A 14875-nucleotide genomic window follows, 5' to 3' on the forward strand; every position below is an offset into this window, starting at 1 on the left:
GCAGTAACCATGCCCAACACCCCCCAGATCACCAGGCGTGAGCTTCTTCGCGGCGCCGCTCTCGTGCCCGTGGCGGGCGCGCTCGCCGCGTGCGCGACCCCTGCGTCCCAACCCGCGCCCTCGTCGGCGGCGCCGGCCGCCACCAGCGCGGCCAACCCGTTCGGCGTCGGAGACAAGCCGCTCGAGGTGTGGATCTTCGACGGCGGCTTCGGCCAGGCCTACGCCACGGACATCCACCAGCCGCTGTTCAAGAGCAAGTACGCGAACGTCGAGATCAAGCACAACTCCACCAAGGAGATCACCAAGGTCCTCCAGCCGCGCTTCGCCGGCGGCAACCCGCCGGAGGTGATCGACAACTCCGGCGCCAACTTCATGGACTTCGGCGCCCTCTCCCAGGACGGTCAGCTCCAGGACCTGACGCCGCTGCTCGACGCGCCCTCGTGGGACGACCCCAACGTCAAGGTGCGCGACCTGCTGGACCCGTCGGTGATCGACATCGGTACGTACGACGGCAAGTTCAGCGTCCTCGGCTACGTCAACTACATCCACGGGATCTGGTATTCGCAGAAGGTCTTCGACGACAACGGCTGGGAGATCCCGAAGACCTGGGACGCCTTCCTCCAGTTGTGCGAGACCATCAAGAAGTCGGGCGAGATGGCGCCCTTCACCTACGCCGGCAAGCACCCGCAGTACCTGTACGAGCCGCTGCTCACCATGGCCGCGAAGATCGGCGGCAATGACGTGCTGGTCGACATCGACAACCTGGAGGACGGCGCCTGGACCGCCGAGCCGATGCTGACCGCCGCCGAGAAGTGGGCCGAGGTGGGCGCCAAATACCTCATGCAGGGCACGGCAGGCCTCGACCACGTGCAGACGCAGACGGCCCAGAACAAGAAGCAGGTGGCCATGCTGCCCTGCGGCTCGTGGCTGGAGAACGAACAGAAGTCCACCACGCCGGACGACTTCGCGTACGCGATGTTCCCCATCCCTGACATCACCAGCTCCGACGCGATGCCGTACGGCACCCTGCACACCCAGCCCGGCGAGAACTTCATCGTCTCCGCCAAGAGCGCCCACCCGCAGGCCGGCATGGAATATCTGCGCGCCATGTTGTCGAAGAAGGCGGCCGGCGACTTCAGCGAGCTGGTCACCACGGTCACGACGGTCAAGGGCGCGAGCGAGGGCCGCGACATCTCGCCGGGCGTCACCAGCGCCTCCAAGGCGGTCGCCGACGCCGGCGAGAACACCGTCTACTACCGCTGGTACACCTGGTACGGCCCGCTCAACGACGAGGCCAAGGCCGCCACCGGCCAGCTCATGACCGGCGGCCTGAAGCCGAAGGCCTACCTCGAGCGCATGCAGAAGAAGGCCGACGAGATCAAGAACGACTCCTCCATCACGAAGTACAAGCGCTGATGGTGTTGTTCAACAGGTATCGCCGCGGGCTGTTCATCACCTCGTTCCTGGCAGCCCCGGTGATTCTCTACCTGGTCTACGTGATCTCGCCGTACGTCCAGGCGTTCTACATCGCGATGACCGACTGGCGCGGCGTGACGGCGGTGCCCAACTTCATCGGGCTCGACAACTTCCAGCGGCTGCTCGGCGACAGCGTCTTCTGGAAGGCCGTCACGCACAACATCGCCCTGCTGGTGTTGCTGCCGGTGATCACGATCGTCATCGCCCTGTTCTTCGCCTTCCTGCTCAACGTGGGCGGGAAGCAGGGCGTGTCGGGCATCCGCGGGTCGGGCTTCTACCGGGTGGTCTTCTTCTTCCCGCAGGTCCTCGCCGTCACCATCGTGGCGGTGCTCTTCCAGCAGGTGTTCAGGCCCGACGGCAGCGGCATGCTGAACGCGCCGCTGATGGTGTTCGGGCTCGGACCCGTCGGGTTCCTGTCCGACCCCGACCTCGCGTTCTGGTCGGTCCTGGGCGTGCTGGTCTGGCAGGCGGTCGGCTTCTACGTCGTGCTGTTCTCGGCCGGGCTGGCGGGCATCCCCAAGGACATGTTCGAGGCCGCCCAGATCGACGGGGCCGGCCGTATCACCCTGTTCTTCCGCGTCACGCTGCCGCTGCTGTGGGACACCGTCCAGGTCGCCTGGGTCTACCTGGGCATCCTCGCCATGGACGTCTTCGCGATCGTCTGGGTGATGACCGACCAGCAGGGCGGGCCCGACTGGTCGACCACGGTCATGGCGGCCGAGATCTACCGCAACGCCTTCGAATACTTCCGCTTCGGCTACGCCTCCGCCCTCGGCGTGGTGATGTTCTTCTTCACCCTCGGCTTTGCGGTCCTGTCGCTGCGCCTGTCGCGGCGCGAACGAATCGAGTACTGAGAGATGCCAACGACGACTCAGGCGCCCCCAGAGGTGCCTTCGAGGAGGGTCGCCCGCGCGGAGCGGAAACGCCGGCTGGGGCCGCTGGGCGTGCTGACGCACGCGACGCTGGGCATCTGGACGCTCCTCGTGACCGTGCCGATCGTCTGGACCTTCCTGGCGTCGGTCAAGAGCGAGGACGAGATCTTCGGCCACGCCTGGTCGCTGCCGGTCTCGCCGCAGTGGGACAACTTCGCCAGGGCCTGGGAGCAGGCGCGCATCGGCCAGTACATGCTCAACAGCGTCGTCGTCGTGTCGTTCAGCACGTTCGGCACGATGCTGGTCGGCTCGATGGCGGCGTACGTGCTGGCGCGCTACCCCTTCCGCGGCAACCGGGCGATCTACCTGTTGTTCGTCTCGGGCCTGGCCTTCCCGTTCTTCCTGGCGCTGACCCCGCTGTTCTTCGTGGTGCAGAACATGGGCAACGTGCCGGTGGTCGGGCCGTTCATCGGCCTGAACACGCACGCGGGCGCGGTGCTGGTCTACATCGCCTACTCGATGCCGTTCACCGTCTTCTTCCTGGCCGCCTTCTTCCGTACGCTGCCGACGGCGGTCGCGGAGGCCGCGATGGTGGACGGGGCGTCGCACACCAGGGTGTTCTTCCAGATCATGTTGCCGATGGCCAAACCCGGCATCGTCAGCATCACGATCTTCAACATCCTGGGCCAGTGGAACCAGTACCAGATCCCGCTGATCCTGCTGCAGGACCGCGAGAAGTGGGTGCTCACCCAGGGCATCGCCGACATCTCCACGGCCGCCGGATACGACGCGGACTGGGCGGCCCTGTTCGCCGCCCTCACCCTCGCCATCCTCCCGATGCTGGTGGTCTACACGGTCTTCCAGCGCCAGATCCAGTCCGGCCTGACCGCGGGGGCGCTCAAGTGATGCGGGCGGTGTGTGCGGCGGGGCCGCGCGCGGCCCCGCCGCACACCCGCGTCAGCAGCGGTTGATCTGGGAGTTCACCAGCTCGATGGCGCGGATGACGATGTTGTTCCCGCACGGGTTCTCGTTGATGGCGGAGTTGGTCAGCGTCAGGTTCTGCAGCGTGATGTCCGATGTCACGGGGAACTCGCCGCGGGCGGCGATGCGGATGTCGGAGCCGTTCACGGTGCCGTTCTGGGCGGCGATGGTGACGTTGTAGCAGTTCTCGATCAGGATCGAGTTGCTGCCGGTGCCGGAGATGTCCACGCGGTCGATGACGGCGCCGCCGCTCTCCGAGACGCAGAAGATGCCGCGTCCGCCGCCCCTGGCGATGACGGTGCCGACCCGGACGTTGGCCGGGTAGGCGCTGCCGATGCGGCCGTTGCGGTTGGCCATGCGGAAGGCGGCGTATCCGGTGCCGGTGCCGGCGCCCTGGGCGTCGACGGTGCCGACCGTGGCGTTGATCGTGTCGTTGAACAGCAGGCCGGACTCGCCGGTGTTCCGCGCCGTGACGGTGCCGATGGTGATGCCGTCCACGCCGTACGTCTCGACGCCGTGGCTGCTGCCGCCCGAGGCGTACACGCTGTCGATGCGCACGTTTCTGGTGCGCACGTTCCTGTTGGCGTGGTTGTCGATGCGGACGCCGAGCCCGGACGACCCGAGCCGCAGGTCGAGCCGGCCGAGCGTGATGTTGGTGCCGTTGCGGACGAACACCCCGAAGTAGGGGTTGCCGGTCACGTTGAGGTGGGTGACCTCGACGTCGGTGACGTTCTGGGCGCGTACGACCGCATTGTTGGCGCTGATGCTCCCTGACACGTTGATCGTGCCGCAGACCTCCAGGATGGTGTAGCTGGGCAGGTCGAGCGACTGGTTGGCGTTCATCGAGCCGGAGCCGCGGACGATCACCTTCTGCTTCGAGGTGCGGCCGGAGGTGAGGCTGCCCACGGCCGCGCGCATGGCCTCGATCATGCTGCCGCCGGTGTAGTGGGTGGTGCCGCCGTTCCGCGCCGTCCAGGTGCCGCCGCTGAGCACGGCCTCGGCGTCGGACGATCCGCTCCCGCAGTCGCCGGAGCCGGACCCGCCGCCCATCTTGACGAGCCGCCACTGCTGGTTGGCGCCTCCGAGGTCGTCCCACTGGGAGATCCTGGCGCCGTCGCCGGTGCCCCACTCCCACACCTCCAGGGCCATGCCGCTGTTGCGGTTGATCAGCCGTACGTGGCCGCCGTCGGAGTCGGCCAGGCGGAACTGCTGGTTGGCGGCGTTCAGGTCGGCCCACTGGACGATCTCTGCGCCGCCCTCGGTGGACCATTCGTAGACGTCCAGCACCTTGCCGCTGTGGCGCGACCTGAGCCGGTAGTAGCCGTCGCCGGAGCTGACGAACTGCCACTGCTGCTGGTCGCCGTCGTTGCGGGCCCACTGGACGATCGGCGCGCCGTCGGCGGTCGCGAAGTCGTACAGGTCGAGGGCCTTGCCGCTGTGCCGGTTGACCAGGACGTACCAGGCGCTGGTGTCGACGCTCGCCGCGCTCGCCGGCTGCTGGGCGACCACGGCGCCGGTCAGGGCGAGGATCGCCGCCGCGAGGACGGCGAGCAGCCGCCGGCCCTGTGCGGTGGCCTGAGGTAAGGGACTCACTGTTCTGCTCCCATCCTAGGAAAGCGCTTTCCTAGGAACAGATCAGCGAGTGCCGGCGCCCGCGTCAAGCGACCGGGCGCCGTCAGGCCCGCCTGCCTGCCCTAATCCGCTGAAACGTTCATCCGATGGCGCAGCTCGCGGGCGGCCGTGACCACGTTCGCCAGCGACGCCTCCACCTGCTCGTACGTCCGCGTCTTCAGCCCGCAGTCCGGATTGACCCACACCCGCTCGGCCGGCAGCACCGCCAGCGTCCCGCGCAGCAGCTCGGCGACCTCCTCCGCGCTCGGTACGCGCGGCGAGTGGATGTCGTAGACGCCCGGCCCGAGCCCCCGCCCGAACGACTCCACCGCGCCCAGGATCCTGCCTCCCGAGCGGGCGGACTCGATGGTGGTCACGTCGGCGTCCAGCCCGTCGATGGCCGCCAGGATCTGGTCGGCGTCGGAGTAGCACAGGTGCGTGTGGATCTGCGTGCGGTCGCTCGCCCCCGACGTGGCCCTGCGGTACGCCGCCACCGCCCACTCCAGATAGTCGGCCTGTGCGTCCCGGCGCAGCGGCAGCAACTCGCGCAGCGCCGGCTCGTCCACCTGGATGATCTTCATTCCGGCGGCCTCCAGGTCGCGCACCTCCTCGCGCACCGCGTCGGCCACCTGAAACACGACGTCCCGCAGCGGCAGGTCGTCGCGGACGAACGACCAGGCCACGATGGTGACGGGACCGGTGAGCATGCCCTTGACCGGCTTGTCCGTGAGCGACTGGGCGTAGGCGGCCCAGCGGACGGTGATCGGCGACGGGCGGCTGACGTCGCCGTACAGGATGGGCGGCCGGGTGCAGCGCGAGCCGTACGACTGGACCCAGCCGTTGGCGGTGACGGCGAAGCCGTCGAGGTGCTCGGCGAAGTACTGGACCATGTCGTTGCGCTCGGGCTCACCGTGCACGAGGACATCGAGGCCGAGCCGTTCCTGCACCCGGACGACCCGCTCGATCTCGGCCTCGACCCGCCGTTCGTAGTCCTCCTGCGACAGGCTGCCCGCCGCGACCGCCGCCCTGGCCGCGCGCAGCTCGCCGGTCTGCGGGAACGACCCGATCGTGGTGGTCGGCAGCGGGGGCAGCCGCAGGTGCCCGGCCTGGGCCGCCGCGCGCTCGGCGTACGGGCCGCGCCCCTCCGCCGTCACGGGAGCGGGCCGTGCCACGGACGTCCCAGCCGGGGCTGGGCCGTGGAAGGGCGATCGGGACAGCGCCACGACCTCGGCCACCTTCTGATCGGCGAACGCCAGCCGCTCCTTCAGCCGCGGGTCCAGGCCGGGCTCGGCCTCCACGTCGTAGGGCACGTGCAGCAGCGAGCACGAGGTGCTCACCGCCACCCGCCCGGCGCGTACGGCGGCCAGCGCCCCCAGCGCCCGCTCCGGCGGAGTGCGCCACACGTCACGCCCGGACACGACGCCCGCGACCACGGTCCTGCCCTCCAGGTCGATCTCCGGCACGCCGCCCCTGACCAGGTCGACGCCGATGGCCTCCACCGGCGTGCCGGCCAGCACCGGCAGCGCCTCGCCCGCGTCCCCGAAGTACGTCGCCACGAACAGTCCCGGCCGCGCCTCGGCGGACCCCAGCCGCTCGTACGCGCTCCGCACGGCGGCCAGCTCCTCCGGCGTCCGGTCGGCCACCAGCGCGGGCTCGTCGAGCTGCACCCAGCCGACGCCCTCCGCGGCCAGCGCGGCCAGCAGCTCCTCGTAGCAGCCGAGCACCTCGTCGAGCCGGTCGAGGGCCGAGGCGAGCAGCAGGAACGTCACCGGTCCGACGATCACGGGCCGCGTCTCGTACCCGAGCGCCCGCGCCTCCCGCACCTCGGACAGCGGCGTGGCCGCGTCGAGCTTGAACACCGTGTCGGGCCCGATCTCCGGCACGATGTAGTGGTAGTTCGTGTCGAACCACTTCGTCATCCGCAGCGGCGCGAGCTCACCGGTGCCCCTGGCCATGGCGAAATAGGGGTCGTCCGTGTCGCGATAGCGCGCCGGCACCGCGCCCAGCAGCACGGCCGTGTCGAGCACCTGGTCGTACATCGAGAAGGTGTTGCTCGGCAGCCCCTCCAACCCCAGCTCGGCCAGCTTCCGCCAGGTCCGCGCACGCAGGTCGGCGCCGGCCCGGTCGAGCTCGTCGCGGGTGGAGCGCCCGTCCCAGTAGGACTCCAGCGCCCGCTTCAGCTCCCTGCGCGGGCCGATCCGCGGGTATCCGAGCACCGTGGACGTGGGAAATGGGCTCATCTTCCAAGCTCCCTAGGACGTGGGTCAGATCGTTGCGATCCTGCCGAGTACCCCTGACGTCATGCACTATGTATTGGTGTTGCTTATGCTCAGGGAGATCCATTGCTTCACCAGAGTGGCGGAGCGGCTCAGCTTCTCCAGGGCCGCCGCCGACCTGGGGATGTCGCAGCCCGCCATGAGCCAGGCCGTCACGCGGCTCGAACGCGCCACCGGCGTGCGGCTGTTCCAGCGCACGGCCCGCGAGGTGCGCTTGACGGCGGAGGGCAAGGCGCTGCTGGGGCACGCGCGGCAGGTGCTCGAGTCGGCCCAGGCGTTCACCGGGGAAGCGGCACGACTGGCCCGTCCAACCATTCACCTTGCTTATCCTCCACTCGTCGGCACGCTCGCCGCCCGGATCGCCAGGCGGCTCGCGAGCCGCACCCCGGCGCTCGGCGTGGAGCTCAGGCCCGCCGGCCGCGGCGCGGCGGCCCAAGCCCTGGCGGACGGCGAGGTCTCCGCCGCGATCCTCGCCACCCCCGCGCCCGCGCAGTTCGTCACCGCGGCCCGCTTCCACGTGACCGTCGACCACCTGGCCGTCCCCGTGAGCCACCGGCTGGCACCCTCGGCCAAGGTCACCCCGGCCGAACTGGCCGGTCAGGTGCTGATCACGCCGTCCAGCCGGCCGTGGTCCGGGCTGCCCGGCCGCGCGCGCACGGTCGCCGACGACGACTTCTCCGCCGCGCTCGACCTGGTGGCGGCGGGTGCGGGGCTGCTGCCGATTCCGCAGCTCCTCGCCAGGACCATCAAGCGGGACGACGTGCGCTTCGTGCCGCTCGACGCGGGCGACCTGCGCATCACCTACGCGCTGGCCTGGTCGAAGGAGCACGTCACGCCGGAGCTGATGGCCCTGGTGCAGGCTGTTCAGGACGCCCTGTGGACCAGGTGAACTACCACGGGATCATGCCCGAGACGTCGAAGTAGCCCCCGGTGGGGTCGTCGGGTCCCGCCTGAGCCATCCGTACGATGATCTCGGCGCCCTCCTCCACGGTCTGCGTGCCCGCGTGCAGGTTGAGGTCCGTCGCGGTGTAGCCGGGCTCCACCGCGTTGATCCGCATGCCGGGGAACGCCTTCGCGTACTGCACGGTGATCATGTTGACCGCGGCCTTCGAGGCGGGGTAGGCGACCCCCGGGTAGGCGTACGTCGGCGTGCCTGGGGTGGTGACCCTGGTGAGCGAGGCCAGGCCGCTGCTGACGTTCACGATGACCGGGGCCGCCGAGCGCCGCAGCAGCGGCAGGAAGGCACGGGTGACGCGCACGACGCCGAGAACGTTGGTCTCGAACGTCGTGCGCATGATGCCGGTGCTCACGTCCGCGGGGCCGATGACGCCTCCGTCAGGGGTGCGCTCTTCGATGCCCGCGTTGTTCACCAGCACGTCGAGCCCGCCGTCGGCCTCGACGGTCCTGGCCGCCCGCGTGACCGAGTCGTCGTCGGTGACGTCGAGCAGGACGTGCCGGGCGCCCAGCCGCTCGGCGGCGAGACGGCCGCGTCCGGCGTTCCTGCTGCCCACGTACACGGTGTGGCCCGCCTCGATGAGCCGGCGGGCGGTCTCGAAGCCCAGCCCCTTGTTCGCTCCTGTGATCAGTGTCGTCGTCATGTCGTCAAGCCTCGGGTGGGGTGGCGCGGCCGGCCAGTCGTCCGGTCTTCCTGGGACCGTCAGTACCAGGCGGGCACCCCGGTGCGGCGGGCAGACTGGTGGCATGACGGCGACGGAGTTCGGGCAGGCGGTGCGGCGCTGGCGCGACCGGATCTCGCCGGAGACGGTCGGGATGCCGGCCTCCGGGCAGCGGCGCGCGGCCGGGCTGCGCCGCGAGGAGCTCGCCCTGCTGGCCGGGATCTCCGCCGACTACATCACCCGGCTCGAACAGGGCCGGGCCGTCAACCCGTCGGCGCAGGTCGTCGAGGCGCTGGCGCGGGCACTGCGGTTGTCGGCGGACGAGCGCGCCTACCTGTTCCGGACGGCCCGGCTCCAGCCGCCGGGCCCTGAGGTGGTGCCCGGGTTCATCACCCCGAGCGTGCACCGGCTGCTCGACAGGCTGGCCGGCACGCCCGTCGCGGTGTTCGACGCGGCCTGGACGCTGCTCCTGGCCAACCCGATGTACGCGGCGCTGATGGGCGATCCGTCCGGATGGCGGGGAGACGAGCGCAACGGCGTGTGGCGCAACTTCGGCGGGCCCCGCGGCCGGGTGCGCCACACGCCCGATGAGCGACGCGCGTTCGAGGCCGCGCTGGTCGCCGACCTGCGTGCCACCGCCGGGCGTTATCCGTCCGACCAGCAGGTGCGCCGCCTGATCTCACGGTTGCGCGCGAGCAGCGAGCGGTTCGCCGAGTTGTGGGACTCGGGCGTCGTGGGCCGCCACGACGCGGCCCGCAAGACGATCGAGCACCCGCAGGTGGGGCCCGTGACGCTCGACTGCGACGTGCTCAGCGTGGCGGGCAGCGACCTGCGCATCATGGTCTACACCGCCGAGCCCGGCACCGAGGACGCCGAACGCCTCGCGCTGCTGGCCGTCATCGGCACCCAGACGCTCATGGGGTAGCGGGCAGGTTCTTCAGCGCCTCGCGGCGGCTCAGCCCCGAGAGCCCCTTGGCCTTGACGTAGCGCACGACCTCGGCCGGATTGGTCTTGGCGTATTCGCGTAACGCCCATCCGATGGCCTTGCGTGCGAAGAAGTCGTTGTCGGACAGACTCGGCTCGATACACGCGTAGAGCAGCGCCGTGTCGGTGCGCGACCTGAAGCGGTTCTGGCAGAGGATCGCGGTGCGGCGCTTCCACAGGTCGCCGTCGTGGGCCCACTCCAGCATGAGCGGCCGCATGGCGTCGGGGTAGGCCGCCAGCAGCCCGCCGACGCGGTGCACGGCCAACTCGTCGACGAGGTCCCACCAGGCGCCGGTGACGATCATCTCCTCGTACATCGGCACGGTGTAGAGGGTCTGGAACTCCCGGTAGTAGCGGTGGCCGGACAGCTCGACGGCGGCGTAGCGCTCCTCGCGGTATTCGGCCTCACGCCACAACGCCAGCACCGCCCGCCGCCACTCGGGCGCGCTCTCCAGACGGTGCCCGGCGAACACCCGCCTCAGCGCCGCCCGCCTGGCCACGGCCTGGACACCGAGGAACGGCAGCGGCGACTTCATGTAGGCGCGCATCGCCTCGGCCCTGCCCGGCTCGGCGACCTCCTGCAGTGCCAGCCGCACCGCCCTGCCCAGACTCATTTCTGGTGCGTGGTGCGCTCGCCCGTGGCGAGCCCGTCGAACAACACGGTGATGTAGTGCTCGGCCAGGCCGCTCGTGTTGAGCCTGCCGCCCGGGCGGAACCAGCGGACCGCGACCCAGATGGTGTCGCGGATCATGCGGTAGGTCAGCTTGGGATCGACGTCGGGCCGGAACAGCCCGGCCGCCTGACCGGCCTTGATCTGTGCCACCCACATCTGCTCGACCTCGTCCTCGGCCTTGACGAGGTAGTTGAACCGGGGGAACTGGCGCAGATAGTTCCAGTCGTTCTGCATGACGGTGATCGCGGCGCGGTGGGGCTCGAGTGTGCCGAAGCCGATGCGGACCATCTCAGACAGCACGGTGCGCGCGTCGCCACCGGACTCGAGGGCGGCGCGGTAGCGGGCGATGAGGTCGTCGAGGAAGGTGGAGAGCACCTCGTCGACGATCGTCTCCTTGGAGTCGAAGTGGTGGTAGAGACTGCCTGAGAGGATGCCGGCCTCGTCGGCGATCTCGCGGACGGTCGTGGCCTGGAAGCCCTTGCGCGCGAAGAGCTCCGCGGCGAGCTTGACGAGGTGGTCGCGGCGCTCTGACGCCGACCCTGACGAGGTCGTGCGCTGGCGCTTGGCCGGGGTGGTCGCGGTGCCGGAGTTCTTTCGCGTCGTCACGTACCCATTATGGAGCCTCAGACAATCGCTTGTTCACACAACCTCCCCAGTTCATGAGGCGTTCCGTGCTAGACCAAGCGCTTGCTACGATGCGGTGATGAGCGAGGCCTACATCGTCGGCGCCGTCCGCACCCCCGTCGGGCGCAGGAACGGCGGCCTGGCCGGGGCGCACCCCGCCGACCTGGGCGCCCACGTGCTCAAGGAGCTGCTGCGCCGCACCGGTGCCGACCCGTCGGCGGTCGAGGACGTCATCTTCGGCTGTGTCGACACCGTCGGCCCGCAGGCCGGCGACGTCGCGCGTACCTGCTGGCTGGCCGCCGGCCTGCCCGAGGAGGTGCCGGGCGTCACGATCGACCGCCAGTGCGGCTCCTCTCAGCAGGCGCTGCACTTCGCCGCCCAGGCCGTGCTCTCCGGCACGAACGACCTGGTGGTGGCCGGCGGCGTGCAGAACATGAGCATGATCCCCATCTCGGCCGCGATGCTCGCGGGCCGCCCGCTCGGGCACGAGACCCCCTTCGGGGGCTCCAAGGGCTGGACCGAGCGGTACGGCACACAAGAGGTCTCGCAGTTCGCCGGGGCCGAGCAGATCGCCGCCCACTGGGGGATCGGCCGCGAGGAGATGGAGCGGTACGCGTACACGTCGCACCGGCGGGCCCTGCACGCCATCGACGCCGGGCACTTCCGGCGCGAGATCGCCCCTTACGAGGGCGTCGCCGCGGACGAGGGCCCGCGCGCGGACACCACGCCCGCGAAGATGGCCGAGCTCAAGCCCCTGACCGAGGGCGGCAGGCTGACGGCCGCCCTGGCCTCGCAGATCTCCGACGGCGCCGCCGCCCTGCTCGTGGCCTCGCCCAGGGCCGTACGCGAGCACGGCCTTGCCCCGCGCGCCCGCGTGCACCACCTCTCGGCCAGAGGCGCCGACCCGGTCATGATGCTCTCCGCCCCCATCCCCGCCACGGCCCACGCCCTTCGCGTGAGCGGCATGTCCATCGGCGACTTCGCCGCGATCGAGGTCAACGAGGCGTTCGCGTCCGTCGTGCTGGCCTGGATGAAGGAGACCGGCGCCGACCCCGCGCGGGTCAACCCGAACGGCGGCGCGATCGCGCTCGGCCATCCCCTCGGGGCGACCGGCGCGGTGCTGGCGGTGCGGCTGCTGCACGAGCTGGAGCGTACGGGCGGCCGGTACGGCCTGCAGGTCATGTGCGAGGGTGGCGGGCAGGCCAACGTCACCGTCATCGAACGGCTCGTCACGACGGGGGTGGCCTGACATCAGAAGATGCCACTAGCAAATAGGAAACTTTCCTATTAGATTGCGGGTCATGCCCCTGAGCGGTGACCTGCTGCGCCTTGCCGACGCCGTCCTCTTCCCCGGTTTCGCCGGGCACGAGCCACCCGACTGGCTCCGCCGCCGGCTGGGCGAAGGGCTGGCCGGAGTGGCGCTGTTCTCGCGCAACATCGCCGGCCCCGCCCAGGTGGCCCGGCTGACCGCCGCCCTGCGCGCCGAGAACCCCTCGGTGCTCGTCGGCGTCGACGAGGAGTCCGGCGAGGTCACCCGGCTGGAGGCCGCCACCGGCAGCAGCCGACCCGGGGCGTACGCGCTGGGCGTCGCCGACGACGTGGCCATGACCGAGGCCCTGGCCGCCGAACTCGGAGCCGACCTGGCCCGTTCCGGCATCACGATCGACTTCGCGCCCTCCGCCGACGTGAACTCCAACCCGGACAACCCGGTCATCGGCCTGCGGTCATTCGGCGCCGACCCCGCGCTGGTCTCACGGCACGCCGGAGCGTTCGTCCGCGGCCTGCAGTCCGCCGGCGTGGCCGCCTGCGTCAAACACTTCCCCGGCCATGGGGACACCGCGGTCGACTCCCACCACGGCGTGCCCGAGGTGGCCGCGGACGGTTTCAAGGACGCGCTGCTCCCGTTCGCCGACGCCGTCAGGGAGGGCGTCAAGGCGGTCATGACGGGTCACCTGCTCGTGCCATCGTACGACGGGGAGCTGCCCGCCACGCTCAGCCCCAAGGTGCTCACCGGGCTGCTCCGCGGTGAGCTCGGGTTCCAGGGAGTGATCGTCACGGACGCCATCGAGATGGCCGCGGTGGCGGGGGCGTACGGGATCGGGGGAGCCGCGGCCCGCGCCATCGCAGCCGGGGCCGACGCGATCTGCGTGGGCGGCGAGCACGCCGACGAGTCCACCGCCGCCGGGATCCGCGACGCGATCGCCGCCGCGGTGACCCAAGGACTGCTGCCCGAGGAACGGCTGGCCGACGCCGCTCGTAGGGTCCGCGAGCTGGCGGCCTGGACCGCGTCCTCGGGCAGCGCCGCCACCGGGAGCCAGGGCCGCGCGGGATCCGGCGCGATCGCCGCGACGGGCGCCCGATCCGGCGCCCGATCCGGCGACCGATCCGGCGCGCTCGCCGGAGCCCGGGGCGACGGCGGTGCGGGCCTGGTGGCCGCCCGGCGGGCCGTCAGGGTCGTCCGGCGCTCCACCACACCCGAGCTGCCGCTGGCCGGGGCCCCGCACGTGGTCGAGCTGGCGCCGGAGATGAACCTGGCCATCGACCGGCACACCCCCTGGGGCGTGGGCGAGCCGCTGACCCGGCTGCTGCCCGGCACCGTGGTCACGCGCCTCGGCTCGGGTGAGGCGACGGGCCCCGCCCTCGAACGGCTGATCGGCGCGGCGTCCGGCCGCCCGCTCGTCGTGGTCGTCCGCGACGTGCACCGCCACCCGTGGCAGGAGGAGGCGCTGAGGCATCTGCTGAGCGCCCGCCGGGACACCGTGGTGGTCGAGATGGGCCTGCCCGCGCGTTCCGATCTGGGGGCGGTGCACATCGCCACGCACGGCTCGGCCCGGGTCTGCGGCCAGGCCGCCGCGGAGGTCCTGGCCGGTAGTCTCTGACACCGTGAACTTCGACGGCGAGGACCTCTCACACAAGGCGTTGTCCGAACGGCTCGACCCCGAGGAGACGCACCACTTCCGCGGCTGCGACCTCACGGAGACCGACCTGTGGGGCGCCTCCCTCGCGGGGGCCCGCTTCGAGTCGTGCGTGCTGGACCAGACCGACTTCCGCAAGGCCGACCTCGACGGGGCGGACTTCACCGGCGGAGGCGGGATGCGCATCCGCTTCAACGACGCCGACCTCCTCGACGTCACGTTCACCGACGTCGACCTGTCCTCGGCCCAGTTCGGCGGCGCGCTGCTCACCGACGTGACGTTCACCGGCTGCCGCATGATCGGCGCCGCGCTGACCGCCTCGCGCGGCACCGGTTTCACGGTCACCCGCTCCAACCTGACCCTGGCCAACCTCGGCGGCTGCTCGCTGCGCGGCGAGCACGTCGAGGGGGTGCGCTTCGACGACGCCGACCTGTCGGGCTGCGACTTCACCGAGGCCACGCTCAGCGACTGCCGCCTCATCGGCACGCGCCTGCTGAACACCACGTTCACGGGAGCCGACCTGCGGGGGGCCGACCTGGGGCAGCCCGACGACGCCAGGCTCCGGGCGTTCGCGGGCGCCGTCATCAACCAGACGCAGGCCAACGCCATCCTCGCCGCCCGCGGCATCACGGTCCTCTGAAGCGGCCCGCGGCATCACGGCCCTCTGACGCGCGCTCCCGGCGTCACGGGCCTGGTGCCGGCGTGCTCAGCGCGCCGGGAGGCGGGCGAGGGCGGTCTCGGCCTCGGCCATGACCCGCTCGACCAGTTCCCGGCACGACGGCAGGTCGCCGATGACGCCCACCACCTGCCCCGACGCCATCACCCCGAGATCGGCCCGCCCATCCAC

13 protein-coding genes are annotated in these 14875 nt (G+C 70.9%); 8 read left to right on the forward strand and 5 right to left on the reverse strand.

What is annotated here, in order from left to right:
- The first annotated feature begins 9 nt into the window (after positions 1-9).
- Genes ngcE through E1267_RS27795 form a run of 3 tightly spaced genes read left to right on the forward strand, consistent with a single transcriptional unit; the run spans position 10 to position 3254 of the window.
- Positions 10-1416: an N-acetylglucosamine/diacetylchitobiose ABC transporter substrate-binding protein gene (ngcE, locus tag E1267_RS27785; RefSeq protein ID WP_132336542.1), complete on the forward strand. Its 1407-nt coding sequence runs from the start codon at positions 10-12 to the stop codon at positions 1414-1416.
- Positions 1416-2330: a carbohydrate ABC transporter permease gene (locus tag E1267_RS27790; protein WP_165959824.1), complete on the forward strand. Its 915-nt coding sequence runs from the start codon at positions 1416-1418 to the stop codon at positions 2328-2330. The genes ngcE and E1267_RS27790 overlap by 1 nt, the downstream gene beginning before the upstream one ends.
- Positions 2331-2333: 3 nt before the next feature.
- Positions 2334-3254, forward strand: coding sequence for a carbohydrate ABC transporter permease (locus E1267_RS27795; RefSeq protein WP_132336544.1), 921 nt, complete (start codon positions 2334-2336; stop codon positions 3252-3254).
- A 51-nt stretch (positions 3255-3305) separates the two neighbouring features.
- Here E1267_RS27795 and E1267_RS27800 read toward each other — a convergent pair whose 3' ends face one another.
- Positions 3306-4922, reverse strand: coding sequence for an RICIN domain-containing protein (locus E1267_RS27800; protein WP_425465099.1), 1617 nt, complete (start codon positions 4920-4922; stop codon positions 3306-3308).
- A 101-nt stretch (positions 4923-5023) separates the two neighbouring features.
- Positions 5024-7180, reverse strand: a complete 2157-nt coding sequence (gene metE / locus E1267_RS27805; protein WP_132336546.1) for a 5-methyltetrahydropteroyltriglutamate--homocysteine S-methyltransferase — start codon at positions 7178-7180, stop codon at positions 5024-5026.
- Between the two features lie 61 nt (positions 7181-7241).
- Between metE and E1267_RS27810 the strand changes: the two genes are divergently transcribed.
- Positions 7242-8105 carry a LysR family transcriptional regulator gene (locus E1267_RS27810; protein WP_132336548.1) on the forward strand — a complete coding sequence of 288 codons (864 nt, stop codon included), beginning with the start codon at positions 7242-7244 and terminating at the stop codon, positions 8103-8105.
- A 1-nt stretch (position 8106) separates the two neighbouring features.
- On the opposite strand, the gene E1267_RS27815 is transcribed toward E1267_RS27810, so the two are convergent.
- On the reverse strand, positions 8107-8814 hold the full coding sequence (locus tag E1267_RS27815) for an SDR family NAD(P)-dependent oxidoreductase (RefSeq protein ID WP_132336550.1): 708 nt from the start codon (positions 8812-8814) through the stop codon (positions 8107-8109).
- Positions 8815-8917: 103 nt separating this feature from the next.
- Here E1267_RS27815 and E1267_RS27820 point away from each other — a divergent pair, with 103 nt between their 5' ends.
- Positions 8918-9757: a helix-turn-helix transcriptional regulator gene (locus E1267_RS27820; RefSeq protein WP_132336552.1), complete on the forward strand. Its 840-nt coding sequence runs from the start codon at positions 8918-8920 to the stop codon at positions 9755-9757.
- On the opposite strand, the gene E1267_RS27825 is transcribed toward E1267_RS27820, so the two are convergent.
- Both E1267_RS27825 and E1267_RS27830 read right to left on the reverse strand, forming a co-directional pair.
- Positions 9747-10430, reverse strand: a complete 684-nt coding sequence (locus E1267_RS27825) for a DNA alkylation repair protein (RefSeq protein ID WP_132336554.1) — start codon at positions 10428-10430, stop codon at positions 9747-9749. The two genes, E1267_RS27820 and E1267_RS27825, sit on opposite strands and share 11 nt — an antisense overlap.
- Positions 10427-11095: a TetR/AcrR family transcriptional regulator gene (locus tag E1267_RS27830; protein WP_132336556.1), complete on the reverse strand. Its 669-nt coding sequence runs from the start codon at positions 11093-11095 to the stop codon at positions 10427-10429. The genes E1267_RS27825 and E1267_RS27830 overlap by 4 nt, the downstream gene beginning before the upstream one ends.
- 97 nt (positions 11096-11192) lie before the next feature.
- Between E1267_RS27830 and E1267_RS27835 the strand changes: the two genes are divergently transcribed.
- The 3 genes from E1267_RS27835 to E1267_RS27845 are packed head-to-tail and all read left to right on the forward strand — an operon-like array spanning position 11193 to position 14668.
- Complete coding sequence (locus tag E1267_RS27835) at positions 11193-12362, forward strand: acetyl-CoA C-acetyltransferase (protein ID WP_132336558.1); 1170 nt, start codon at positions 11193-11195, stop codon at positions 12360-12362.
- A 52-nt stretch (positions 12363-12414) separates the two neighbouring features.
- Complete coding sequence (locus tag E1267_RS27840) at positions 12415-13992, forward strand: glycoside hydrolase family 3 protein (RefSeq protein WP_132336560.1); 1578 nt, start codon at positions 12415-12417, stop codon at positions 13990-13992.
- A 4-nt stretch (positions 13993-13996) separates the two neighbouring features.
- Positions 13997-14668, forward strand: a complete 672-nt coding sequence (locus tag E1267_RS27845) for a pentapeptide repeat-containing protein (RefSeq protein ID WP_132336562.1) — start codon at positions 13997-13999, stop codon at positions 14666-14668.
- The last annotated feature ends 207 nt before the right edge of the window (positions 14669-14875 follow it).

It is taken from the genome of Nonomuraea longispora (genome assembly GCF_004348345.1).
Classification (GTDB): Bacteria; Actinomycetota; Actinomycetes; order Streptosporangiales; family Streptosporangiaceae; genus Nonomuraea; species Nonomuraea longispora.

What these genes read in the sequence shown, in the direction of transcription:
- E1267_RS27835 (WP_132336558.1), top strand. Translation starts at nt 11,193, where the DNA reads ATGAGCGAGGCCTACATCGTCGGCGCCGTCCGCACCCCCGTCGGGCGC.
- ngcE (WP_132336542.1), top strand. Translation starts at nt 10, where the DNA reads ATGCCCAACACCCCCCAGATCACCAGGCGTGAGCTTCTTCGCGGCGCC.
- E1267_RS27810 (WP_132336548.1), top strand. Translation starts at nt 7,242, where the DNA reads ATGCACTATGTATTGGTGTTGCTTATGCTCAGGGAGATCCATTGCTTC.
- E1267_RS27825 (WP_132336554.1), bottom strand. Translation starts at nt 10,430, where the DNA reads ATGAGTCTGGGCAGGGCGGTGCGGCTGGCACTGCAGGAGGTCGCCGAG.
- E1267_RS27840 (WP_132336560.1), top strand. Translation starts at nt 12,415, where the DNA reads ATGCCCCTGAGCGGTGACCTGCTGCGCCTTGCCGACGCCGTCCTCTTC.
- E1267_RS27820 (WP_132336552.1), top strand. Translation starts at nt 8,918, where the DNA reads ATGACGGCGACGGAGTTCGGGCAGGCGGTGCGGCGCTGGCGCGACCGG.
- E1267_RS27790 (WP_165959824.1), top strand. Translation starts at nt 1,416, where the DNA reads ATGGTGTTGTTCAACAGGTATCGCCGCGGGCTGTTCATCACCTCGTTC.
- E1267_RS27815 (WP_132336550.1), bottom strand. Translation starts at nt 8,814, where the DNA reads ATGACGACGACACTGATCACAGGAGCGAACAAGGGGCTGGGCTTCGAG.
- E1267_RS27795 (WP_132336544.1), top strand. Translation starts at nt 2,334, where the DNA reads ATGCCAACGACGACTCAGGCGCCCCCAGAGGTGCCTTCGAGGAGGGTC.
- metE (WP_132336546.1), bottom strand. Translation starts at nt 7,180, where the DNA reads ATGAGCCCATTTCCCACGTCCACGGTGCTCGGATACCCGCGGATCGGC.